This window comes from Homoserinibacter gongjuensis (genome assembly GCF_030161875.1).
Lineage (GTDB): Bacteria > Actinomycetota > Actinomycetes > Actinomycetales > Microbacteriaceae > Homoserinibacter > Homoserinibacter gongjuensis.
Window position 1 is genome coordinate 992,714 of sequence record NZ_BSVA01000001.1, and the last position, 22,639, is coordinate 1,015,352.

The window sequence follows — 22,639 nt, forward strand, 5'->3', positions numbered from 1 at the left end:
ACTCTCACGGACTCCGTCGGGGGCTTCCGCCGTACGGGGGAGGCGGATGCCGGAGGGCGGTCGTAGCGTGGGGCGCGGAACGAAGGAGGCCCTGTGCTCGAGATCCGAGGCGTCAACAAGACCTACGGCACCCGCCGGGTGCTCGACGATGTGAGCTTCGACGTCGCACCCGGCCGGATGACAGGCTTCGTCGGCGCGAACGGCGCGGGCAAGACCACGACGATGCGCATCATCCTGGGGGTGCTCGAGGCCGACTCCGGCACGGTCACCCTCGACGGCGCGCCGCTCGGCCCCACGGGTCGCCGCCGCTTCGGCTACATGCCCGAGGAACGCGGTCTCTACCCCAAGATGAAGCTCGGCGAACAGCTCATCTACCTCGCCCGCCTGCACGGTCTCACCCCGGCAGACGCCAAGGCCAACACCGACGAGCTGCTCGCGCGCCTCTCACTCAGCGAGCGCGCGGGCGACGCCATCGAGAAGCTCTCGCTCGGCAACCAGCAGCGCGCCCAGATCGCGGCGGCGCTCGTGCACGACCCCGAGGTGCTCATCCTCGACGAGCCCTTCAGCGGGCTCGACCCGATGGCGGTCGACGTCGTCGTCGAGGTGCTCGCCGACCGCGCCCGTCGCGGCGTTCCCGTGCTGTTCTCGAGCCACCAGCTCGACATCGTCGAGCGGCTCTGCGACGACCTCGTCATCATCGCGGGCGGCGCGATCCGGGCGGCGGGCCCGCGCGACGCCCTGCGCGCCGAGCACGCCACCCTGCGCTACCAGCTGCAGACCGACGGCGACGCCGGCTGGGTGCGCGAGACGCCCGGCGTCACCGTGCTCGAAGCCGACGGCGGCTACGCCCTCTTCGACGCGGATGATCCGGATGCTGCCCAGCGCGTGCTCGCGGCCGCGGTCGCGCGCGGTGGGGTGTCCGACTTCGCGCGACAGCATCCGTCTCTCGCCCAGATCTTCAAGGAGGTCGTCCGATGACCACCACCCCCGCACCACCGCTCGCCCGTACTCGACCCCGCGCAGCGTCTGGCTCGTCGCGATGCGCGAGGTCATCGTGCGCCTGCGCTCGGTCGCCTTCCTGGTGTCGACCGGCCTGCTGCTCGTGCTGATCCTCGGCTCGGTCGTCGTCAGCGCCGTCGTCTCGGCGACCGCGAGCGACCCGAAGGTCGCCGTCGTGTCGGGCGTGACCCTGCCCGCGGATGCCAGCGTCGACCCGCAGGACGTCGCCGACCGTGACGCCGCCGAGCAGCTGCTGCGCGACGGCGAGGTGGAGGCCGCGATCGTGCCCGACGACGGCCCGCTCGGATTCGCGGTGCTCGGCGACGACAGCGTGCCGGTCTCGGTCGTGCAGGCGCTCAGCGTCGCACCCCGGTGCAGCTGCTGGACGACGACGGCACGGCCGGATTCCTCGGCTACATCGTGGCGATCGGCTTCGGCCTCGTGTTCTTCCTCTCGGCGATGACCTTCGGCTCGACCATCGCGCAATCCGTGGTGGAGGAGAAGCAGACCCGCGTCGTCGAGATCCTGCTCGCCACGATCCCGACGCGCGTGCTGCTAGCCGGCAAGATCCTCGGCACGACGATCCTCGCCCTCGGGCAGGTGGCGCTGCTGCTCGCGATCGCGATCGTCGCGCTGAGCGTCACCGGTCAGAGCACGCTGCTGCTCGGGCTCGGGATGCCGTTCATCTGGTTCGCGGTCTTCTTCGTGTTCGGCTTCATCCTGCTGGCGGCGCTCTTCGCGGCCACCGGCGCGATGGTGTCGCGCCAGGAGGACATCGGCTCGACCACGACCCCGGTGACGATGCTCGTGATGATCCCGTACTTCGTCACGGTGTTCCTCAACGACAACCCGGTGGTGGTGACGGTCATGTCGTACGTACCGTTCTCGGCCCCGATCGGCATGCCCCTGCGCCTGTTCCTCGGCGACGCGCAGTGGTGGGAGCCGCTGCTCTCGCTCGCGATCCTGCTGGCGACGTGCGTGGGCGTGATCGCGCTCGGCGCCCGCATCTACGAGAACTCCCTCCTGCGGCTCGGGCAGCGCGTGAAGCTCGGCGAGGCCCTCAAGGGCTGAGTCTCGCGGTGGTTTCGGCGCCCCGCGCCCGGTGACACGACAGCGAGGCGCCGAAACCACAGCAGAATGGAGGGCGTGACTCTGCACGATACGACCTTCCGCGGTTTCGCGAGCGACAACTACGCCGGCATCCACCCCGAGGTGCTGCAGGCGATCGTCGACGCGAACGGCGGCCACCAGATCTCCTACGGCGAGGACGTCTACACCGCTCGCCTCGGCGAGATGATCCGCGCCGAGTTCGGGGATCGCGCGGAGGTGTTCCCCGTCTTCAACGGCACGGGAGCCAACGTCGTGTCGCTCACAGCGCTGCTGCCGCGCTGGGGCTCCGTCGTCACGACGAGCACGGCCCACATCCATACCGACGAGGGCGGCGCCCCCGAGAAGGTGGCGGGGCTCAAGCTCTTCGTCGTGCCGACGCCCGACGGCAAGCTCACCCCCGAGCTGCTGGCCACCGAGGCGTGGGGCATGGACGACGAGCACCGCTCCGAACCGGCGGCCGTGTCGATCACGCAGACCACCGAGCTCGGCACCCTGTACACGCCGGATGAGGTGCGTGCGATCGCCGACGCGGCCCACGCCGCGGGGCTCGCGGTGCACATGGACGGCGCCCGCATCTGGAACGCGGCCGCCGCGCTCGGTGTGCCGTTCCGCGCCTTCACCACGGATGCCGGGGTCGACATCCTGAGCTTCGGCGGCACCAAGATCGGCGCCCTCGGCGTCGAGGCGATCGTCGTGCTCGACCCCGACCGCGTGGCCGACATCGTGCGCCTGCGCAAGACCTCGATGCAGCTCGCGAGCAAGATGCGCTTCCTGAGCGCCCAGCTGCTCGCCCTCTTCGAGGGCGTGGGGCTGAGCGCCGCGGCGCACGCGAACCAGATGGCGGCCCGTCTGCGGTCCGCGCTCGAGGCGGGCATCGCCGACGGCTCGATCACGCAGCTCGCCTTCAGCCAGGCCACCCAGGCCAATGCGGTGTTCGCGATCCTGCCGAACGACGCGGCCGACCGCATCCGGGCCCGCTTCCGTTTCTACGATTGGGATCGTGCGGCCGGTCAGGTGCGCTGGATGACCGCGTACGACACGACGGAGGCCGACGTCGACGCCTTCGTCGCCGCGATCCGCGAAGAGCTCGCCCGCTGAGGATCATGGCGCGGCTCGAGCCGTGACCCGACGGCGTAGGCTGCCAGGGTGACGAGGTCGCCCGCTGAGAAGCCATGGCTCGACTCCTACGCCGACGGTGTACCCCGAGAGCTCGAGGTGCCGCCGGGCACGCTCGGCGACCTCATCGCCGAGTCGGTCGCCACCTACCCGCGCAACGTCGCCCTCGAGTTCTTCGGGCGCGAGACGAGCTACGCCGAGCTCGGCGAGCAGATCGAGCACGCCGCAGAGGGCCTGCGGCGTCTCGGTGTGAAGCCCGGGGATCGCGTCGCGCTCATCCTGCCGAACTGCCCTCAGCATGTCGTCGCCTTCTACGCGGTGCTGCGCATCGGCGGGGTCGTGGTCGAGCACAACCCGCTCTACACGGCGCGTGAGCTGCGCCACCAGTTCGAAGACCACCGGGCACGCGTCGCGATCGCGTGGGACAAGACGGTCCCCACCCTGCAGGACTTCCCCCGCGACCTCGCCCTCGACTCCATCGTGTCGGTCGACATGACCCGCGCCTTCCCGCTCAAGATGCGGATGCTGCTGAAGCTGCCGATCGAGAAGGCCCGGAAGAGCCGCGCCGAGCTCACGACCGAGGTGCAGGGCACCGTGCCGTGGGAGGAGCTCGTGGGCGGCCCCGCGATCCCGGCCGAGGTACCCGGTCCCGACGCCGCGAGCCTCGCGCTCATCCAGTACACCTCGGGAACCACCGGAAGCCCCAAGGGCGTGAACCTCAGCCACCGCAACCTCGTCGCCAACGCCGCGCAGGCGCGCGCGTGGGTGCCCTCGATCCCGCGCGGCACGGCATCCGTGCACGCCGTGCTTCCGCTCTTCCACGCCTACGGGCTGACGCTCTGCCTGACCTTCGCGATGAGCATGGGGGCGCGGCTCGTGCTGTTCCCGAAGCCCGACCCCGACCTCGTGCTCCCGGTGTTCAAGAAGCGCCCGCCGACCTTCCTGCCGGCGGTGCCGCCGCTCTACGACCGCCTCCGTAAGGCGGCCGAGGCGAAGGGTGTGTCACTGAAGGGCATCGAGATCGCCATCTCGGGCGCGATGCCGCTGTCGAAGGAGGTCGTGGAGCCGTGGGAGGCCCTCACCGGCGGCTACCTCGTGGAGGGTTACGGCCTGTCGGAATGCTCCCCCGTGCTCATGGCCAACCCCGTCGCACCGAACCGCCGCGCCGGCACGGTGGGCCTGCCGCTGCCCGGCACCGAGGTGCGCGTGGTCGACCCCGACGACCCGACCAACGACGTCGAGCCGGGCCAGCCGGGTGAGCTGCTCGTGCGCGGCCCGCAGGTGTTCTCGGGGTACTGGAAGAAGCCGGAGGCCACGGCCGAGGTCTTCGTGGGCGACTGGTTCCGCACCGGCGACATCGTCTCCATCGACGACGACGGCTTCGTGACGATCACCGACCGCATCAAGGAGCTCGTCATCACGGGCGGCTTCAACGTGTCGCCGTCCGAGGTGGAGGACATGCTGCGCAGTTACGACGGCATCGCGGATGTCGCCATCGTCGGCATCCCGAACGCCCGCGACGGCGAGCACGTGGTCGCGGCGGTCGTCGCCGAGCCAGGGGTCACGCTCGACACGGATGCCGTGCGCGCGTGGGCGAAGCAGCAGCTCGCGGCCTACAAGGTGCCGCGCCGCATCCACCTGGTCGACGAACTTCCCAAGTCGATGATCGGCAAGGTGCTGCGTCGCAAGGTGCGCGACGAACTCATCGAAATCGAACAACAGGAGAACAAGTAGTGAAGTTCGGCATTTTCATCCCGCAGGGGTGGCGTTTCGACCTGGTCGGCATCGACCCCGCACGTCAGTGGGGTGTCATGCACGACCTCGCTCAGTCCGCCGAAGCGGGACCGTGGGAGTCGCTGTGGGTCTACGACCACTTCCACACCACACCGGTGCCGAGCGAGGAGGCCACGCACGAGGCGTGGACCCTCATGGCAGCGTTCGCCGCCTCGACCAAGCGCATCCGTCTCGGTCAGATGTGCACGTGCGTGGCCTACCGCAACCCGGCCTATCTGGCCAAGGTCGCTGCGACGGTCGACCTCATCTCGGGCGGACGCCTCGAGATGGGCATCGGCGCCGGTTGGTACGAGCACGAGTTCCGCGCCTACGGCTACGGATTCCCGGACGCGCCCGCCCGGTTGCGGGCGCTGCGCGAGGGTGTCGAGATCATGCACCAGGCCTGGACCACCGGGAAGGCCTCGCTCGACGGCGAGTTCTGGCAGGTCGACGGGGCGATCGTGCAGCCGCAGCCCCTGCAGGAGGGCGGCATCCCGTTCTGGGTCGCGGGCGGCGGCGAGAAGGTGACGCTGAAGATCGCAGCGCAGTACGCGAGGTACACCAACTTCAACGGCGGCGCCGAGGAGTTCGCGCGCAAGAGCGAGATCCTGCGGGGGCACTGCGAGAAGCTCGGCACCGACTTCGACGCGATCACGCGCTCCTCGAACTTCAACACGATCATCGCCGAGACGGGCGGCGAGGTGACCCGCAAGGTCGACGAGCTCGAAGCGCGGCTGGCGGCGTCGATCGGCGACGCGAAGGCGGCGGAGGTCGTGTCGGCGTATCGCGGCGCATCGAAGGAGGGTCTCGCGGGCACGCCCGACGAGATCATCGACGTGCTGCGCGAGCGCCAGGAGCTGGGGCTGGGCTACAGCATCCACTACTTCGCCGACTCGGCCTACGACCGCTCGAGCGTGGAGCTCTTCGAGAAGACGGTGATCCCCGCCCTCTCCTGACCACGAATCGTGGCGCGGCGGGAGCCGTGTCCAGCCGCGCCATGGGAAGTGTGACGGGAGGTTGCGCGGGGATTCGGCGCGGGCGCGAGACGCGCTTAGCGTCGGTCGGGTGACCCGCGACGCCCCCATCCACGAACTGCTCGTCGAGTCGCGGGTCTACCCGCCGCCCGCCGAGCTCACTGCGAACGCGAATGTCGACGCGGATGCGTGGGACCGTGCCGCCGCCGACCCGGTCGCGTTCTGGACTGATGCCGCCCGCCGTCTCACCTGGCACACCCCGTTCACGCGCGCGCTCGACTGGACGCCGGCCCTGGCCCCCGACGGCACGCTGCGGCCGCCGCGCGCCGAGTGGTTCGCCGACGGCACCCTCAATGTGGCCGTGAACTGCGTCGACCGGCACGTGGATGCGGGACTCGGCGACAAGGTCGCCTTCCACTGGGAGGGCGAGCCGGGCGATACCCGCAGCCTCACCTTCGCCGAGCTGCAGCGGGAGGTCGCGAAGGCGGCCAACGCGCTCACCGAGCTCGGCATCCGCGCGGGCGACCGGGTCGTCATCTACCTGCCGGTGCTGCTCGAGACGGTCGTCGTGACACTCGCTGTCGCCCGACTCGGGGCGATCCACTCGCTCGTGTTCGGCGGGTTCTCGGCCGAGGCGCTGCGCTTTCGGGTGGAGGACACGGGCGCGAAGCTGCTCGTGACGAGCGACGGGCAGTTCCGTCGTGGCGGCGCCGTGCCGGTGAAGGAGAACGCGGATGCGGCGGTCGCCGGACTCGACCACGTGCAGCACGTGCTCGTGGTGCGCCGCACGGGCGACGACATCCCCTGGACGCCCGGGCGCGACGTGTGGTGGCACGAGCTCGTCGAGCGTCAACCCGACACCCATGACGCGCAGGCGTTCCCCGCCGAGACGCCGCTCTTCATCATCTACACCTCCGGCACGACCGGGAAGCCGAAGGGCCTCGTGCACACGAGCGGCGGCTACCTCACGCAGGTGAGCTGGAGCCACTGGGCCGCGTTCGACGCGAAACCCGACGACGTGCACTGGTGCACCGCCGATCTGGCGTGGGTGACGGCGCACAGCTACGAGCTCTACGGTCCGCTCAGCAACGCGACGACGCAGGTGATCTACGAGGGCACCCCCGACACCCCGCGCCGCACCCGGCACCTCGAGATCATCGAGCGCTACGGCGTCACCACGTACTACACGGCCCCGACCCTCGTGCGCACCTTCATGACGTGGTTCCCGGATGGCGTGCCCACGACGTTCGATCTGCGCAGCATCCGGCTGCTCGGCTCGGTCGGCGAGGCCATCAATCCCGAGGCGTGGGTGTGGTTCCGCGAGCAGTTCGGGGGCGGCCGCGCGCCTATCGTCGACACCTGGTGGCAGTCGGAGACGGGCGCGGCGATCATGGCGCCCATCCCGGGCCTCTCGCACATCAAACCCGGCTCGGCCACCCGCGCGCTCCCCGGCCTGCGCACCCTCGTGGTCGACGAGCGCGGCGAGGAGGTCGCGCCGGGCGCAGGCGGCTATCTCGTGATTCCCGAACCCTTCCCGGCCCTCGCCCGCACCGTGTGGGGCGACCCGCAGCGCTACCTCGACTCCTACTGGCGACGCTTCGCCGATCGCGGCTACTTCTTCTCCGGCGACGGGGCCAAGGTCGACGCCGACGGCGACGTGTGGCTGCTCGGCCGGGTCGACGATGTCATCAACGTCTCGGGCCACCGCCTCTCGACGATCGAGATCGAGTCCGCGCTCGTGGCGCATCCACTCGTCGGGGAGGCGGGCGTCACGGGGGCACACGACCCCGTGACGGGCGAGGCGATCGTTGCCTTCGTGATCCCCGCACGCGAGGCGGGCCCGGATGCCGTGGCCGAGCTGCGCGCCCACGTCGCCACCGCGATCGGTCCGGTGGCGAAGCCGCGCGACATCCATCTCGTGCCCGAGCTGCCGAAGACCCGCTCGGGCAAGATCATGCGCCGCCTGCTGCGCGACATCGTCGACGGCCGCCCGCTTGGTGACACGACGAGCCTGCAGGAGCCGGAGGCGCCGGCGCGCATCGCAGCGCTCCTGCGGTAGCAGCGGGGTTTCGAGACGCGTCGGGCCTACGGCCCGGCGCTCCTCAACCAGCTGACGGGCGCGGCAGCGCGGCGCTCAGTCGCCCTCCTCGAACCGGGTCACCGCGAGCGCGTCGCCGCTCGGGTCGAGGTCGACCCGCACGGTGTCGCCGTCGCGGATCTCGCCTCCGAGCAGCGCCCTCGCGAGGCGGTCGTCGATCTCGTGCTGCATGAGGCGGCGAAGTGGACGCGCCCCGTAGATCGGGTCGTAGCCGCGCTCCGCGAGCCAGGCACGCGCATCTGGGGTGACGGCGAGCTGCAGGCGGCGCTCATCGAGGCGCTTCTCCAGACGGTCGACGTAGAGCGACACGATCTGGCCGAGGTCGGCCTCCGAGAGCGGGGCGAAGACGACGATGTCGTCGAGTCGGTTCACGAACTCGGGCTTGAAGGCCTGCCGCACGAGGTCCTGCACGGCCGCCTGCTTCTTCTCCCAGCTGAGATCGCGGTCCACGAGCACCTGGCTGCCGAGGTTGGAGGTGAGGATGAGGATCGTGTTGCGGAAGTCGACCGTGCGCCCCTGGCCATCGGTGAGGCGCCCGTCGTCGAGCACCTGCAGCAGCACGTCGAACACCTCGGGGTGCGCCTTCTCGACCTCGTCGAGCAGGATCACCGAGTAGGGACGACGGCGCACGGCCTCGGTGAGCTGGCCGCCCTGCTCGTAGCCGATGTAGCCGGGAGGGGCGCCGACGAGCCGCGACACCGCGAACTTCTCGCCGTACTCCGACATGTCGATGCGCACGAGGGCCTTCTCGTCGTCGAAGAGGTAGGCCGCGAGCGCCTTCGCGAGCTCCGTCTTGCCGACGCCCGTGGGGCCGAGGAAGAGGAACGAGCCGGTGGGACGGTCGGGGTCGGAGATGCCCGCCCGCGAACGACGCACGGCCTCCGACACAGCTCGCACGGCATCCCGCTGGCCGATGAGGCGCTTTCCGAGCTCGTTCTCGAGGCCCAGCAGCTTCTCGGTCTCGCCCTGCCGCAGCTTGTCGACGGGGATGCCGGTCCACGCGGCGACGACGGCGGCGATGTCTTCGTCGGTCACCTGGTCGTTGACCATGCGGGGGCCCTGCTGCTCGATCGCCTCGGCCTGCAGCAGCTGCTGCTCGATCGCCGGGATGGTCTCGTAGTTGAGCTTGGAGGCGTCCTGGTAGCGCTGTTCGCGCATCGCGCGGTCGAGTTCGATGCGCGCGTCGTTGAGGCGCGACTTGAGATCGCCCACGCTGTGCAGGGTGCTCTTCTCGGCCTGCCAGCGGGTCTGCAGCGCGTCGAGCTGCTGCTCCTTCACGGCCATGTCGGCGCGCAGCTTCTCGAGGCGCTCCTTCGAGGCCGGGTCCTTCTCCTTCTTGAGGGCGAGCTCCTCGATCTTGAGGCGGTCGACGGCGCGCTTGAGCTCGTCGATCTCGACGGGGCTCGAGTCGATCTCCATCTTGAGTCGGGATGCCGCCTCGTCGATGAGGTCGATCGCCTTGTCGGGCAGCTGGCGGGCCGTGATGTAGCGGTTGGAGAGGGTAGCGGCGGCCACGAGCGCGCTGTCGGCGATCGCGACCTTGTGGTGAGCCTCGTAGCGCTCCTTGAGGCCGCGCAGGATGGCGATGGTGTCCTCCACCGACGGCTCACCGACGTACACCTGCTGGAAGCGCCGCTCGAGCGCCGCATCCTTTTCGATGTACTCGCGGTACTCGTTGAGCGTCGTGGCGCCGATCATGCGCAGCTCCCGCGCGCGAGCATGGGCTTGAGCATGTTGGCCGCGGCCACCGAGCCCTCGCCGCCGCCCGCGCCCATGAGGGTGTGCAGTTCGTCGATGAAGGTGATGATCTGGCCGTCGGAGTCGTTGATCTCCTTGAGCACGGCCTTGAGGCGTTCCTCGAACTCGCCTCGGTACTTGGCGCCCGCGACGAGGGCCGCGAGGTCGAGCGAGACGAGCTGCTTGCCCTTGAGCGAGTCGGCCACGTCGCCCGCGACGATGCGCTGGGCGAGCCCCTCGACGACTGCGGTCTTGCCGACGCCGGGCTCTCCGATGAGCACGGGGTTGTTCTTGGTGCGGCGGGTGAGCACCTGACTCACGCGGCGGATCTCGGCATCCCGCCCGATCACCGGGTCGAGCTTGCCGCTCTTGGCGATCTCGGTGAGGTTGATGCCGTACTGCTCGAGAGCGCTCTTCGGCTCCTCCTGGCTGGAGGGGACGCCCTGCATGTTGGCCATGGTTCTCCGTCAAGACTTGAGTAGCGGTGGCTCAACTTTAGCGCGATGGTGCGCCGAATGCACGAGCGATCTCGGATCGCGTGCGGATGCGGGGCGAGACTCCACCCCCGAACGGGGGTGACGTTCCGCGGCGCGAGGAGTAGAAAGAGTCTCACGCACCTCATCGAGAGCGTGCCCGACGAAAGGAACCACCATGTCGTACCTCAGCACGTTCTGGGACTTCCTGTGGAGCATGTTCTGGATCTTCGCGTTCGTCGCCTACCTCTTCGCCATCTTCTCGATCATCGGCGACCTGTTCCGCGACCATCGGCTCCCCGGCTGGGCCAAGGCGATCTGGATCATCTTCCTGATCTTCGTGCCGTTCCTCACCGCGCTCGCCTACCTCATCGCGCGAGGTCGCGGCATGGCCGAGCGGAACGCGGCGGCGGCAGCCGAAGCGCGGCGGGCGACGGATGACTACATCCGCCAGGCAGCGGGGGCTCGCCGAGCGCCGCCGACGAGATCCAGAAGGCGAAGGCCCTGCTGGATTCCGGCGCCATCAGCACCTCGGAGTACGAGGCACTCAAGGCGAAGGCCCTGCGCTAGTCGGACTCGCCGAATACCGCCGCGCGCCCCGCGGCGAGCGGGCGCCACACGACCACCTGGTTCTGCTTGCGCACGCGGGTTCCCGCGCGCAACGACACGACCTCGCCTTCGCTTCCGGCCGCGAACACACGGCGGCCCGGTCGTGCGAGCAGTTCGTCGGCGAGCGCCGCCTCGAGTTCGCGCACGCGAGCGCTGAGCACCGACACCTGGTTCTCCAGCTCCAGGATTCGGCGGATGCCTTCCAGGTTGAGGCCCTCGGCCGTCAGTCCCGCGATCTCGCGAAGCTGCACGACATCCCGCATCGAGTAGCGGCGCGACTGGCCGGCCGTGCGCTGCGGGCGCACGAGACCGAGCCGGTCGTACTGGCGCAGCGTCTGCGGATGCATGCCGGCCAGCTCCGCCGCGACGGCGATCGCGAAGAGGGGCGTCGACTCGTCCATCATCCGCGTGCCTTCGCGATGAGCTCGTCTCGCGGATTCTCGGCGGGAAGCAATGCCGCGAACTCCTCGAGCTTCTTCTTCGCCTCGCCCGAGAGGTGGCTCGGCACCACGATGTGCACCGTCGCGAGCAGGTCGCCCGTCGACTTCGCGGTCGCGACGCCTCGGCCCTTCACGCGCAGCACCCGGCCGCTCGGGGTGCCGGGGGCCACCCGCAGGCGCACCGGGTCGCCGTCGAGCGTCGGCACCTCGATCGTGGCGCCGAGGGCCGCCTCGCTGAAGGTGACCGGCACGTCCACCCGCAGATTGAGGCCGTCGCGCTCGAATACCGGATGAGGTCGCACCGACACGGTCAGCACGAGGTCGCCCGGCTCGCCCCCGTCGGGGCTCGGCTGACCCTTGCCGCGCAGCTTGATCTTCTGGCCGTCTTTGACGCCCGCCGGGATCTTGACCTTGGTCGCCTTACCGCCCGGCAGCTGCAGGGTGACGGTGTCGCCGTGGATTGCCGTGAGGAAGTCGAGCGTCGTCGTGGCGGTGATGTCGGCGCCGGGCGTCGGGCCCCCGAAGCCGCGGTAGCCGCCGCTCGGTGTGCCGAAGCGGCCGGAGCCGAACATGCCGCCGAGCAGATCCTCGAAGCCGCCCTGGCTGTAGCCGGCGCGGCCCGGGCCGCCGCCTCCGAACATGCCTCCGAAGACATCCTCGAAGCCACCGGCACCGCCGGGGTGAAGCGAGCACCGGAGCCCATGGCGCGCAGCTGGTCGTATTCGGCGCGCTCCTGGGGGTCGGAGAGTACGGCGTATGCCTCGCTGATCTCCTTGAACCGCGACTCGGCGGCGGCATCCCCCGGGTTGGAGTCCGGGTGATACTGCCGCGCGAGCTTGCGGTAGACCTTCTTCAGCTCGGCGTCGGAGACATCCTTCGCGACGCCCAGTACGGCATAGAAGTCCTTGTCGAACCAGTCCTGGCTGGCCATCGGACTCCTCTCGGGTGTCGGTTCAGCTAGCGGGGGTGAGCTCACGGCGACCTTGGCGGCACGCAGCAGCCGGTCGCCCAGGGCGTAGCCGATCTGGATGACGTCCTGGATCGTCTCGCCCTCGGCCTCGGGATCGGGCACGTGCACGACGGCCTCGTGGAAGTTCGGGTCGAAGACCTCGCCCACCTCGCCGATGCGTCGCAGGCCGTACTTCTCGAACCCGCTCCGCAGCTTCTGGGAGATGAGCGTGAGGGCGCGCCCTCGACGAGGTCACCGTGCGCGTCCGCGAGATCGAGGTCGTCGATCACGGGCAGGAACGAGCGGATCACCTCGGCGATGACCGCCTCGCGGTTGGCCGCGCGGTCGCGCTCGACCCGGGTGCGGAAGTTCTTCAGGTCGGCCTGCGCCCGCGCCGCGATCTCACGGTATTCGGCCACGAGATCCTTCTCGGCGTCGGCCAGCAGCGCGAGATCCTCGTCGCTCAGTTGGTCGTCGTCATCGGGCGCCCGGTCGGCCGCGGGCGTCTCCGCGCGCGGCTCTCCGGTCTTCGGGTCGATCTTCCGCTTGTCCTGGATCGCGGGCTCCTCGCGCTCGGGGTCCTGGTCGTCGCGGTGCTTGTCAGCCATCGTTACTTCTTCTCGTCCTCGTCGTCGACGATCTCGGCATCCACGACGTCCTCTTCGGAACCGTCGGTCGTGCCGCTCGTCGGGCTCGGGCCCTCCGCCGCCTCGGTGCTGGCCTGGTAGATGGCCTCGCCGAGCTTCGTCTGGGACTCGTTGAGCTTGTCGAACGCCGCCTTGATCGCGGCCTCGTCTTCACCCTGAAGCGCCGTCTTGAGCGACTCGATGTCGCCCCGCACCTCGTCCTTGACGGGGTCGGCGATCTTGTCCTCGTTCTCGGAGATGAGCTTCTCGAGCGAGTAGACGAGCTGCTCGGCGTTGTTGCGCACCTCGGCCGCCTCGCGACGGGCCTTGTCTTCTGCGGCGTGCTCCTCGGCCTCGCGCACCATGCGGTCGATGTCGTCCTTCGGCAGCGACGAGCCGCCGGTGATCGTCATCGACTGCTCCTTGCCGGTGCCCTTGTCCTTCGCCGAGACGTGCACGATGCCGTTGGCGTCGATGTCGAAGGTCACCTCGATCTGCGGCACACCGCGCGGCGCCGGCGCGATGCCGGTGAGCTCGAAGGTGCCGAGCGCCTTGTTGTCACGCGTGAACTCGCGCTCGCCCTGGAAGACCTGGATGGCGACCGACGGCTGGTTGTCGTCTGCGGTCGTGAAGGTCTCGCTGCGCTTGGTCGGGATGGCTGTGTTGCGCTCGATGAGCTTCGTCATGATGCCGCCCTTGGTCTCGATGCCGAGGCTGAGCGGGGTCACGTCGATGAGCAGCACGTCCTTGCGCTCGCCCTTCAGCACGCCGGCCTGGAGGGCGGCGCCGACGGCGACCACCTCATCCGGGTTGACCGACTTGTTGGGCTCCTTGCCCCCGGTGAGCTTCTTCACGAGCTCGGTCACGGCGGGCATGCGGGTCGAACCGCCGACGAGCACGACGTGCGCGATGTCGGCGACCTTGATGCCGGCCTCCTTGATGACGTCGTCGAACGGCTTCTTGGTGCGGTCGAGAAGGTCGGAGGTCATCTGCTCGAACTGCGCGCGGCTGAGCGTCTCGTCGAGGTTCGCCGGCCCGTTCTCGGTGAGCGAGAGGTAGGGCAGCTGGATGCTCGTGGACATGCCCGAGCTGAGCTCCTTCTTGGCCTGCTCGGCGGCCTCCTTGAGGCGCTGGAGGGCGATCTTGTCCTTGGAGACGTCGACGCCCGTGGTGTCCTTGAACTTCTTGATGAGCCACTCGACGACACGCTGGTCCCAGTCGTCACCGCCGAGGCGGTTGTCGCCGGAGGTGGCGCGCACCTGGATCGTGGAGAAGTCGTCGTCCTTGCCCACCTCGAGCAGCGAGACGTCGAAGGTTCCGCCGCCGAGGTCGAAGACCAGGATGAGCTCGTCTTCCTTGCCCTTGTCGAGGCCGTAGGCGAGGGCGGCCGCGGTGGGCTCGTTGATGATGCGCAGCACGTTGAGGCCCGCGATCTCACCGGCCTCCTTGGTGGCCTGGCGCTCGGCGTCGTTGAAGTACGCGGGAACCGTGATGACGGCATCCGTCACGTCCTCGCCGAGGTACTGCTCGGCGTCGCGCTTGAGCTTCTGCAGGATGCGCGCCGAGATCTCCTGCGGCGTGTACTTCTTGCCGTCGATCTCGACCTTCCAGTCGGTGCCCATGTGGCGCTTGACGGATGCGATGGTGCGGTCGACGTTGGTGACGGCCTGACGCTTCGCGGTCTCGCCGACGAGCACCTCGCCGTCCTTCGTGAAGGCGACGATCGAGGGGTCGTGCGGAAGCCCTCGGCGTTGGCGATGACGGTGGGCTCTCCGCCCTCGAGAACCGAGACGACGGAGTTGGTGGTGCCGAGGTCGATTCCGACTGCTCGTGCCATGTGTGTGCTCCTTGAAAACTGTCGTGACACGCGGACTTGAGCCGCGCCGTATCAAGTTTGCATCCCGCTCGGGGGCTTGTCAAGAAGGTTGAGTCGGCTCGGCTCAACCCGTCGCCGTGGCGGCACGCCCGCGCGCGCTACCCGCCGTTCACCAGGTCACAGTACGGTTGCCGCATGACCGACCCGAACGGCGACGGCGCCGCGGCCCCTGCACCTCGTCCCACCACCCCCACGCCGCCGACGGTGGCCGACACCGGCGCGATCGCCGCCATGGGGCTCGATCTGCAGGAGGGGCGCGTCATCCCCCGCAAGCAGGTCGTGTCGTGGGCCCTGTGGGACTGGGCGACCCAGCCATTCAACTCGGTCATCCTGACCTTCGTCTTCACGGCGCTCTACCTCACCACGGATGTCTTCCTCTCGCCCGAGCTCGCCGCGCTGCCCAAGGGCGACCCGGCGAAGGATGCAGCCCTCGCCGGCCTCGCGGGCGGACTCGGGCTCGCCACCACCATCTCGGGTCTCATCATCGCGCTCATCGCTCCCGTGCTCGCCCAGCGTGCCGACGCCAGCGGGCGACGCAAGTTCTGGCTGCTCGTCTACACGGGCGTGCTCATCGTCACGATGGCGTCGCTCTTCTTCGTGCAGGGCGCCCCGCAGTTCTTCGTGCTCGGCGTGACGCTCATCGCGATCGGCACGGTGTTCAGCGAGCTCGCGGGCGTCAACTACAACGCGATGCTCGTGCAGGTCGCGACGCCCAAGACCGTGGGCCGCGTGAGCGGCCTCGGCTGGGGGCTCGGCTACATCGGCGGAATCGTCGCACTCGTGATCGTCGTGGTGGCCTACGCCTCCAACTGGTTCGGCCTGCCCGAGGAGAACGGCCTGCCGTTCCGGCTCGTCGCGCTCGGCTGCGCCATCTGGACGACTGTCTTCGTGATCCCGTTCGTGCTCAACGTGCCCGAGCTGCCGAACACGACCCCCACGAAGCGCGTCAACTTCTTCGCGAGCTACGTCGTGCTCTTCCGCGACATCGTCGCCCTGTTCCGCCGCTCGCGTCCCACGTTCTGGTTCCTGCTTGCGAGCGCCGTGTACCGCGACGGGCTGGGTGCCGTGTTCACCTTCGGGGCGGTCATCGCATCCGTGTCGTTCGGGTTCGAGTTCCTCGAGGTGGTGGCCTTCGGCATCGCCGCGAACCTCGTCGCGGGGGTCAGTACCATCATCGCGGGACGCTTCGACGACATCTTCGGCGCGCGGGCCGTGATCCTGACGGCGCTCGTCGGGCTCGTGGTCTCGGGAACGGCCGTGTTCGTGCTGCACGACGCCGGCAAGGTCGTGTTCTGGATCTTCGGCCTGGCGCTGTGCATCTTCGTCGGACCGGCGCAGGCATCCAGCCGCTCGCTGCTCGCGCGCGTCACCCCGGCCGGGCAGGAGGGGCAGGTGTTCGGCCTCTACGCGACGACCGGCCGCATCGCGAGCCCCATCTCGTCGTCGCTGTGGACCCTGTTCGTGGTGGCCTTCCAGGCCACCGTGTTCGGTGTGCTCGGCATCGTGCTCACCCTCGCGGCAGGCCTCGTGCTCATGCTGTTCGTGCGCCTGCCGAAGCACGTGCGCGCCGCCTGAGCCGGGGCGCGGGCCCCGCCGCCCCCGCCGCCCCGCCCTGCCGCACCCGCCCGCCGCACCCGGCATCCGCATCCGGCACCCGCATCCGGCATCCGCCGCGCCCCAATGTCGAAAATGCAGGAGTCGCCGACGCCGACCCCCGTACTTCAAGGCCGGCCACCGACGACACGCCCGGGTTCTCCTGCATTTTCGACATAGACGGGAGGCGGATGATGCGTGACGGGGGCGCCCACGGGGCTAGCGTGGGCACATGTCGACGCGGACTCTCGCCTACTGGCTCGCGCTCGTCGACCGCCTCGTGGAGCGCGGCTTCGCCGGGGCGCTCGAGGAGCATGGCATCACGCGCATGCAGTGGCGCATCATGACCGCGCTCGGCGAGAGCCCGGCCACCGCCGACCAACTCGACGAGACGCTCGCCGACCTTCCGGCCTACGACGACGACGCGACGGCCGCCGAGCAGCTCGGCGAGCTCGTGGAGAGCGGATGGGTCGAGGCGGCGGATGCGTATCGGCTCACCGAGCGCGGGCGCGCGGCGCACGACCACATCCTCGACGCCGTCGCCGAACTGCGCACCCGCGTGCTCACCGACATTTCCCCGGGGAGGAGCAGACGATGATCGCTCTGCTTGAGCGGATGGCGCGCAACCTCGGCTGGGACGGCTGAACCGCATCCGGGCGGCTAGTCTGTGGCCATGTCGCCCGCCAACACGCCCGAGGGCACCGACCTCGTTCTGCTGCTCGACGACGAGGAAAGCCCGTCGGCACCGCGCCCAAGGCCACGGTGCATGGCTACGACACGCCGCTGCACTTCGCATTCTCGTGCCACGTGTTCAACCGGCTCGGCCGCATGCTGCTGACCCGGCGCGCCCTCGACAAGGACACCTTCGCGGGCGTGTGGACGAACGGCTTCTGCGGCCACCCGGCGCCCGGCGAGACGGCGCTCGACGCCGTGCAGCGCCGTGCCGAGGCGGAACTCGGGGTGCCCGTGCACGAGGTCGAACTCGTGCTGCCGCACTTCCGCTATCGCGCCGCGGACGCGAAGGGCATCGTCGAGAACGAGATCTGCCCGGTGTTCCGCGCCGTGATCGACAGCGACCCGAAGCCCGCGAAGTCGGAGGTCGTCGAGTGGGTGTGGGGCGAGCCGATGTCGGTGCGGATGGCGGTGGCCGCAGCTCCCTTCGCCTTCAGCCCGTGGTTCTCGCTGCAGCTCGCGGCCTGGCCCGCCGACAAGTAACGCAGCGCCTACGCCCCGGTGGCCGAGAAACGCCCGCTCCACTCGCTGGTTGAGGAGCGCACCGCCGCAGGCGGTACGCGTCTCGAAACCACCACCCGCAGCGTCTACGCCCCGGGAGCTCCCGCATCCGTCACGGTGACATCCGTGCGGTGGAAGTTCTGCCACGAGCGGGATGCCGTCGGCCCGCGCTGCCCCTGGTAGCGGTTGGCGTAGGCGCCCGAGCCGTAGGCGTTCAGCACGGGCGAGCTCGTGCGGAAGAAGCACAGCTGGCCGATCTTCATGCCCGGCCACAGCTTGATGGGCAGGGTCGCGACGTTGCTGAGCTCGAGCGTGACGTGACCCGAAAAACCGGGGTCGACAAAGCCGGCGGTCGAGTGGGTGAGCAGTCCGAGGCGGCCGAGCGAGCTCTTGCCCTCGAGGCGGGCTGCCACGTCGTCAGGCAGAGTGACGAGCTCGTAGGTGGAGCCGAGCACGAACTCGCCGGGGTGCAGGATGAACGGCTCACCCTGCTTGGTCTCGATGAGGTGGGTGAGGTCTGGCTGGTCTTCGGCGGGATCGATGAAGGGGTACTTGTGGTTGTCGAAGAGCCGGAAGTAGCGATCGAGGCGCACGTCGATGCTCGAGGGCTGGATCATGTCGCGGTCCAGCGGGGAGAGCCCGATGCGCCCGGCGTCGAGTTCGGCGGCGATGTCGCGGTCGCTCAGCAGCATGGGTCGAGCGTATCGGCTGCCCGGATCGCCGCGGGGCCTAGTCGGCGAGGTTCGCGCGCATCTCCTGGTACGAGCCGGTGTTGAGGACTTCACCTGTCGCGTCGTCGACGAAGTCCACCGCCACATCGGCATCCTCCGGATCGACGCCCGTGAACTGCTGGTACAGGGCTCCCTGGATGTAGAAGCCGAGTGCGATGAGCGCCTCGAGTTGGGTGTAGCGAGCGGCATCGACCGAGATGCGGTACGACGTCATGCCCTCGTCGAACTCGATGTCGGTGATGGAGTTGGTCTCGTCGGCGATGAGCTCGTCTGCGGCCTCGCTAGCCGACGTGCGCATCTGATCGAGCATGTCGTCGCGTTGCGCCTTGGTCATCGTGTAGGTAACGGTGTCGCCGTCGACGGTCGCGGAGAAGCCCCGGTCCTCGGCGGCCGCCACGAGCTCCTCGTCGCTCATGGTGCCCTGCGCGTCGAGCAGCGAGCGGGCGATCCTGAGGTCCACCGTCAGCAGCCCTTCGTCGACCTCCACGGCGGGAGGCGCAGAGTCCGTTTCCCCGGCCGGCGCGGGCTGCCCGGCACAGCCGATGAGGGAGAGGGCGGCGACGAAGGCGATCGACGCGGCGGCGGCGCGGACGGGCGTGTGCATGAGAATCCTCAGGTGTCGTTGGTGGGAGATGCCGGGGCGAAGACGCGGCGGGCGACATCAGACTAACGCGTGCGACCCTCATCTTTGTCATTCCGTCGACCCCAGAGCGGGTGACGGCGCGGGTTGCCGGTGCCGGTAGACTTCAACGCGCACCATCCGTGTGATCTTCGATCGCGCATCCGGGGCTGTAGTTCAATGGCAGAACTTCTGCTTCCCAAGCAGACAGCGCGGGTTCGATTCCCGTCAGCCCCTCCCATGCTCCGGCGTGCGGCCACCGGCCGTGCGACGGAGCATTCGTGTTGCGCAGTGAATCGAACCCTGGGGTGGGCTCCCGCCGCCAGAGGCTCCGCGGCGTCATGTCCGCGCGTCGGCAGGGCCAATATGGCAACCATGGAGAAAGACATCCCGACCGCACTCGGTTCCTTGCGGGTCCGTGTCGACGGCGACGGTCCCGCGACCGCCGTGCTGTGGCACAGCCTGTACGCCGATGACCGCTCATGGGACGGGGTGGCCCCCGCCCTCTCGCGCGACAGGCGACTGGTGCGGATCACGGGGCCCGGTCACGGCGGGAGCGGGTCGCCGTCGCGCCCGTACACGCTCGATGACTGCGTCGTCGCCGCGGCCGAGGTGCTCCTCGCGGTGGGTGTCACCGATGCGGTCGACTGGCTCGGATGCGCGTGGGGCGGACACGTGGGCATCGCCTTCGCCGCGGCGAACCCCGAGCGGGTGCGCACCCTGGCCGCCTTCAACTCTCCCGTGCAGGCGCTCAGCGCCGACGAGCTGCCGCGCGTGCGTCTGCTCGTGCGCGTCTACCGCCTGATCGGCGCCCGCGGTCCCGTGCTCTCGGGCGTCACGAGTGCGCTGTTGTCGTCGCGCACCCGCGAGGCGGACCCGGATGCCGTGAGCTACGTGCAGGAGTGCCTACGTCGGCTGAACCGCCGCGCGCTGCTCACCGCGATCCGCTCGATCTCGCTCGGGCGCCCCGACCTGCGTCCGTTGTTGCCCCGCATCCCGGTGCCGACCCTGCACGTGACGACGGAGGACGACCCGCTCTGGACTCCCCAGCAGGCGGAAGCCGCCGCGGCGCTCATGCCGCGGGGCACCTCGCGCGTCGCGGCCGGTGGGCACCTGACGCCGCTCGAGTCGCCCGACGAGACGATCGAGCTCGTGCGCGAATTGTGGGGTGCTACCGCTCGGTGAGGCTCGCGCGGCGGCGGACCAGCCGGATCCCTGACGACCACCGACGTCGAGCCAGCCTGAGCATCAAGCCGTGCGTGATCGCCCTGCGCGCACGGCGGCGACGATCAGCACGAGGATGCCAGCTACGGTAAGCAACGCCCCGACGATGGTGGTGATGCCTCCGAATCCCAACAAGGTTCCGCCTGGCCCGCCAGGGCCGGCGGCGTCCACCGTGTCCATCTCCGCCCACAGCCACGTCTGCCCCATGACGGTCGCGATCACGCCGAGCACCAGCAGCACGGCGCCGACGATCCATGTTTGCTTCCTGGTCATGTCAACTCCTTCTTTCGGAGGGTGTTGGGGACGTCGCCGTTAGCCGAGGTGCGCGCGAGGAGCGCGGTCAGCGCGGGGGCTGAGCAGGGGCGGCGGCCGGCTCGGCTGTCGTGCGCATCGTCAACTCGGCACCGCCCGGCACCGCAACCGTGTCGAGCGCGACCGCGACCGAGGCGACCCCGTCGAGGCCCGTCAGGTGGGTGCCCCCGCACGGGATGCGCACCTCGCCTTCCGGCAGCTCGCACACCCAACTGCGGCGCGTCGAGAGCTCATCGCCGTCGCGGTCGATGCGGATGCGCGCGCCCGCCGCCACCCACGCGGCGAGCGCCTCGTTCGCCCGCGCGGCCACGGCATCGGGGTCTGCCAGCGCCGCGGGGTCGAAGCCCTTCTTGCGCAGCGACTTGCCGACCCGGTAGACGTCGAGCGAACCGAACGGCTCGATGCGCGAACTCTGGATCGCGAGATCGTCGAAGGCGGGATGGCCGAGCGCGTCGCTGCCGACCGGCTTCGACCAAGCGTCGGCGAGCGCCGCGTCGAGTGCGAGGGATGCCAGATGGCACGCGGTGTGCCCGGCGCTGAGCGCACGCCGATGCTCGGCATCCACGGCGACCTCCACGTGCTCACCCACCGCGGGCGCCTCGCCCTCGATGAGGTGCGCGACCACGAAGGTCCACTCGGGTGTGCCCATCCGCACCGGCAGCTCGGCACCGAGCAGCAGCTCGCCCTCGCGAACGCCGCCCGTCACCGCGTCCACGATCGCGCCCGACCCGCTCGCCCAGCGCAGCGATCCGCGGTCGGCGGGCTGGTCGGGCCACGCGGCGTCGACCGGGTGGAATGCCGTGCGATCGAGCACGACCGCCGAGCGGCCGCCCGCGAGCGCCTCGACATGCAGCACCGTACCGGTCGAGGCGACCGCACCATCCGGGTAGCTCACTCGCGTCGGGGGAAGGTCCACCCCTTCAGGCTATCCGCGCCCTCAGCCGAGGAAGTCGGCGAGCCCCTCGAGCAGCCGGTCGATCTCGCCGACGGTCGTATACGGCGCGAGCCCCACCCGCAGTCCGCCCGCATCGCCGAGGCCGAGCGCGCGCGACGCCTCGAGCGCGTAGAAGTTGCCCGCCGGCGCGTGCACGTCACGCGCTGCGAGGAACGCGGATGCCTCCCCAGCCGAGCGACCGGCGAACGTCATGAGCAGGGTCGGCGTGCGCCGCGCGGCCCGCGACCAGACGGTGACCCGGTCGCCGAGGCTCGACACGCCCCGCTCGAGCCTCGCCAGCAACGCCGACTCGTGCGCGTGCAACGCTCGGAACGATCCCGCGAGCGCCGCACGCCGGTCCGTCGCCTCCCCGGGGGCGAGGCCCGCGAGCACCTCGATCGCGGCGGTCACGCCCGCCATGGTCTCGTAGGGCAGGGTGCCGAACTCGAATCGCTCGGGCACGGCGTTCGTCGAGGGCTCGAGCTTGTCGGGCCGGATCGTCTCGAGCAGGGCGGGGTCGGCGCCCAGCACCGCGCAGTGCGGCCCGAGGAACTTGTAGGGCGAGCACACCACGAAGTCGGCGCCCAACTGCTGCCGGTCGATGAGCTCGTGGGCGGCGTAGTGCACGGCGTCGACGTAGACGAGCGCGCCCTGCGCGTGGGCGGCATCCGCGATCTGCCGCACGGGCGGCATCGTTCCGATCAGGTTCGAGGCGGCCGTGACCGCGACGAGGCGCGTGCGCGGCGAGAGCACCTCGGCGAGGTCGTCGAGCACCAGTTCACCGGTCGCGGGATCCACGGCGATCCAGCGCACCGTCGCCCCGGCGCGCTCGGCCGCCTGCACCCACGGGCGCACGTTCGAGTCGTGGTCGAGACGCGTCACCACCACCTCGTCGCCCGGCCCCCAATCGCGCGACAGGTGCCGCGAGAAGTCGTAGGCGAGCTGCGTCGCGCTACGTCCGTAGACGACGCCGGATGCCGGAACAGCCAGCAGGTCGCCCGCGGCCTCGCGCATCGCGAGCACCGCATCCGTCGCATTGCGCTCGGCCAGGGTGGCGGCGCCGCGGTTCGACAGCGGACCGGTGAGCACGCGCGCGATCGCCTCCCCCACCTCGCGCGGCGTCTGCGTGCCGCCAGGCCCGTCGAAGTGCGCCATGCCGGTCTGGAGGGCAGGAAAGCGGAGGCGGAAGGCGTCGACGTCGAAGCTCATGGCC

Annotated in this window: 15 protein-coding genes, 1 tRNA gene and 7 pseudogenes; 12 read left to right on the forward strand and 11 right to left on the reverse strand. The window is 69.9% G+C overall.

Features of this window, described 5'->3' with window-relative positions; all coding sequences use genetic code 11:
* Positions 1 to 93: 93 nt before the first annotated feature.
* The 6 genes and pseudogenes from QQK29_RS05370 (at position 94) to acs (ending at position 8,031) form a co-directional block, all read left to right on the forward strand.
* Entirely contained in the window at positions 94 to 978 is an 885-nt protein-coding gene (locus QQK29_RS05370; RefSeq protein WP_284298438.1) for an ABC transporter ATP-binding protein, read from the forward strand.
* A 61-nt stretch (positions 979 to 1,039) separates the two neighbouring features.
* Positions 1,040 to 2,070, forward strand: a pseudogene (locus QQK29_RS05375) (ABC transporter permease).
* A gap of 66 nt (positions 2,071 to 2,136) precedes the next feature.
* A complete protein-coding gene (locus QQK29_RS05380) occupies positions 2,137 to 3,207 on the forward strand; it encodes a threonine aldolase family protein (protein ID WP_284298440.1) in 1,071 nt (356 codons plus the stop codon).
* 48 nt (positions 3,208 to 3,255) lie between these two features.
* Positions 3,256 to 4,959 (forward strand): long-chain-fatty-acid--CoA ligase, encoded by a 1,704-nt coding sequence (locus QQK29_RS05385; RefSeq protein ID WP_284298442.1) that lies wholly within the window; start codon positions 3,256 to 3,258, stop codon positions 4,957 to 4,959.
* A complete protein-coding gene (locus QQK29_RS05390; protein ID WP_284298445.1) occupies positions 4,959 to 5,954 on the forward strand; it encodes an LLM class F420-dependent oxidoreductase in 996 nt (331 codons plus the stop codon). The genes QQK29_RS05385 and QQK29_RS05390 overlap by 1 nt, the downstream gene beginning before the upstream one ends.
* Positions 5,955 to 6,063: 109 nt before the next feature.
* The gene (gene acs / locus QQK29_RS05395; RefSeq protein ID WP_284298447.1) at positions 6,064 to 8,031 is read left to right on the forward strand and encodes an acetate--CoA ligase; all 1,968 of its coding nucleotides are present in this window, start codon (positions 6,064 to 6,066) and stop codon (positions 8,029 to 8,031) included.
* Between the two features lie 75 nt (positions 8,032 to 8,106).
* Here the strand turns inward: acs and QQK29_RS05400 are convergent.
* Positions 8,107 to 10,265: pseudogene (locus QQK29_RS05400) on the reverse strand (ATP-dependent Clp protease ATP-binding subunit).
* Positions 10,266 to 10,458: 193 nt separating this feature from the next.
* Between QQK29_RS05400 and QQK29_RS05405 the strand changes: the two are divergent.
* Positions 10,459 to 10,850: pseudogene (locus QQK29_RS05405) on the forward strand (SHOCT domain-containing protein).
* Here QQK29_RS05405 and QQK29_RS05410 read toward each other — a convergent pair.
* The 5 genes and pseudogenes from QQK29_RS05410 to dnaK all read right to left on the reverse strand — a co-directional run bounded on the left by QQK29_RS05410 (position 10,847) and on the right by dnaK (position 14,741).
* Positions 10,847 to 11,290 (reverse strand): heat shock protein transcriptional repressor HspR, encoded by a 444-nt coding sequence (locus tag QQK29_RS05410; protein WP_284301904.1) that lies wholly within the window; start codon positions 11,288 to 11,290, stop codon positions 10,847 to 10,849. The pseudogene QQK29_RS05405 and the gene QQK29_RS05410 overlap by 4 nt on opposite strands.
* Positions 11,290 to 12,260, reverse strand: a pseudogene (locus tag QQK29_RS05415) (DnaJ C-terminal domain-containing protein). Before QQK29_RS05415 ends, QQK29_RS05410 begins: the two are co-directional and overlap by 1 nt.
* 99 nt (positions 12,261 to 12,359) lie before the next feature.
* Positions 12,360 to 12,503 (reverse strand): annotated as a pseudogene (locus QQK29_RS18490) (nucleotide exchange factor GrpE); the annotation flags it as partial.
* A gap of 92 nt (positions 12,504 to 12,595) precedes the next feature.
* Positions 12,596 to 12,886: pseudogene (locus QQK29_RS18495) on the reverse strand (hypothetical protein); the annotation flags it as partial.
* Between the two features lie 2 nt (positions 12,887 to 12,888).
* A pseudogene (gene dnaK / locus QQK29_RS05425) lies at positions 12,889 to 14,741 on the reverse strand (molecular chaperone DnaK).
* A gap of 174 nt (positions 14,742 to 14,915) precedes the next feature.
* On the opposite strand from dnaK, the gene QQK29_RS05430 reads away from it, so the two are divergent.
* From QQK29_RS05430 to idi, 3 genes are all read left to right on the forward strand, one after another.
* Positions 14,916 to 16,355 (forward strand): MFS transporter, encoded by a 1,440-nt coding sequence (locus tag QQK29_RS05430; protein WP_348533814.1) that lies wholly within the window; start codon positions 14,916 to 14,918, stop codon positions 16,353 to 16,355.
* 250 nt (positions 16,356 to 16,605) lie between these two features.
* Complete coding sequence (locus tag QQK29_RS05435; protein WP_284298451.1) at positions 16,606 to 16,971, forward strand: helix-turn-helix domain-containing protein; 366 nt, start codon at positions 16,606 to 16,608, stop codon at positions 16,969 to 16,971.
* A 164-nt stretch (positions 16,972 to 17,135) separates the two neighbouring features.
* Entirely contained in the window at positions 17,136 to 17,588 is a 453-nt protein-coding gene (gene idi / locus QQK29_RS05440) for an isopentenyl-diphosphate Delta-isomerase (RefSeq protein ID WP_348533815.1), read from the forward strand.
* A gap of 104 nt (positions 17,589 to 17,692) precedes the next feature.
* On the opposite strand, the gene dcd is transcribed toward idi, so the two are convergent.
* Entirely contained in the window at positions 17,693 to 18,298 is a 606-nt protein-coding gene (gene dcd, locus QQK29_RS05445; protein WP_284298453.1) for a dCTP deaminase, read from the reverse strand.
* Positions 18,299 to 18,335: 37 nt separating this feature from the next.
* Positions 18,336 to 18,941, reverse strand: coding sequence for a hypothetical protein (locus tag QQK29_RS05450; RefSeq protein ID WP_284298455.1), 606 nt, complete (start codon positions 18,939 to 18,941; stop codon positions 18,336 to 18,338).
* A 181-nt stretch (positions 18,942 to 19,122) separates the two neighbouring features.
* Between QQK29_RS05450 and QQK29_RS05455 the strand changes: the two genes are divergently transcribed.
* Both QQK29_RS05455 and QQK29_RS05460 read left to right on the forward strand, forming a co-directional pair.
* A tRNA-Gly gene (locus QQK29_RS05455) sits at positions 19,123 to 19,193 on the forward strand.
* A 138-nt stretch (positions 19,194 to 19,331) separates the two neighbouring features.
* On the forward strand, positions 19,332 to 20,141 hold the full coding sequence (locus QQK29_RS05460) for an alpha/beta fold hydrolase (RefSeq protein ID WP_284298457.1): 810 nt from the start codon (positions 19,332 to 19,334) through the stop codon (positions 20,139 to 20,141).
* 63 nt (positions 20,142 to 20,204) lie between these two features.
* Here the strand turns inward: QQK29_RS05460 and QQK29_RS05465 are convergent, their stop codons facing one another.
* From QQK29_RS05465 to QQK29_RS05475, 3 genes are all read right to left on the reverse strand, one after another.
* A complete protein-coding gene (locus QQK29_RS05465; RefSeq protein ID WP_284298459.1) occupies positions 20,205 to 20,453 on the reverse strand; it encodes a hypothetical protein in 249 nt (82 codons plus the stop codon).
* Between the two features lie 67 nt (positions 20,454 to 20,520).
* A complete protein-coding gene (locus QQK29_RS05470; RefSeq protein ID WP_284298461.1) occupies positions 20,521 to 21,408 on the reverse strand; it encodes an alanyl-tRNA editing protein in 888 nt (295 codons plus the stop codon).
* A 21-nt stretch (positions 21,409 to 21,429) separates the two neighbouring features.
* Positions 21,430 to 22,635, reverse strand: coding sequence for a cysteine desulfurase-like protein (locus QQK29_RS05475; RefSeq protein WP_284298463.1), 1,206 nt, complete (start codon positions 22,633 to 22,635; stop codon positions 21,430 to 21,432).
* Positions 22,636 to 22,639 lie beyond the last annotated feature (4 nt).

Coding starts and splice junctions, on each gene's coding strand:
- QQK29_RS05380 (WP_284298440.1), top strand. CDS start 2,137: ATGGAGGGCGTGACTCTGCACGATACGACCTTCCGCGGTTTCGCGAGC.
- QQK29_RS05460 (WP_284298457.1), top strand. CDS start 19,332: ATGGAGAAAGACATCCCGACCGCACTCGGTTCCTTGCGGGTCCGTGTC.
- QQK29_RS05450 (WP_284298455.1), bottom strand. CDS start 18,941: ATGCACACGCCCGTCCGCGCCGCCGCCGCGTCGATCGCCTTCGTCGCC.
- QQK29_RS05435 (WP_284298451.1), top strand. CDS start 16,606: ATGTCGACGCGGACTCTCGCCTACTGGCTCGCGCTCGTCGACCGCCTC.
- QQK29_RS05410 (WP_284301904.1), bottom strand. CDS start 11,290: ATGGACGAGTCGACGCCCCTCTTCGCGATCGCCGTCGCGGCGGAGCTG.
- dcd (WP_284298453.1), bottom strand. CDS start 18,298: ATGCTGCTGAGCGACCGCGACATCGCCGCCGAACTCGACGCCGGGCGC.
- QQK29_RS05465 (WP_284298459.1), bottom strand. CDS start 20,453: ATGACCAGGAAGCAAACATGGATCGTCGGCGCCGTGCTGCTGGTGCTC.
- QQK29_RS05430 (WP_348533814.1), top strand. CDS start 14,916: ATGACCGACCCGAACGGCGACGGCGCCGCGGCCCCTGCACCTCGTCCC.
- QQK29_RS05475 (WP_284298463.1), bottom strand. CDS start 22,635: ATGAGCTTCGACGTCGACGCCTTCCGCCTCCGCTTTCCTGCCCTCCAG.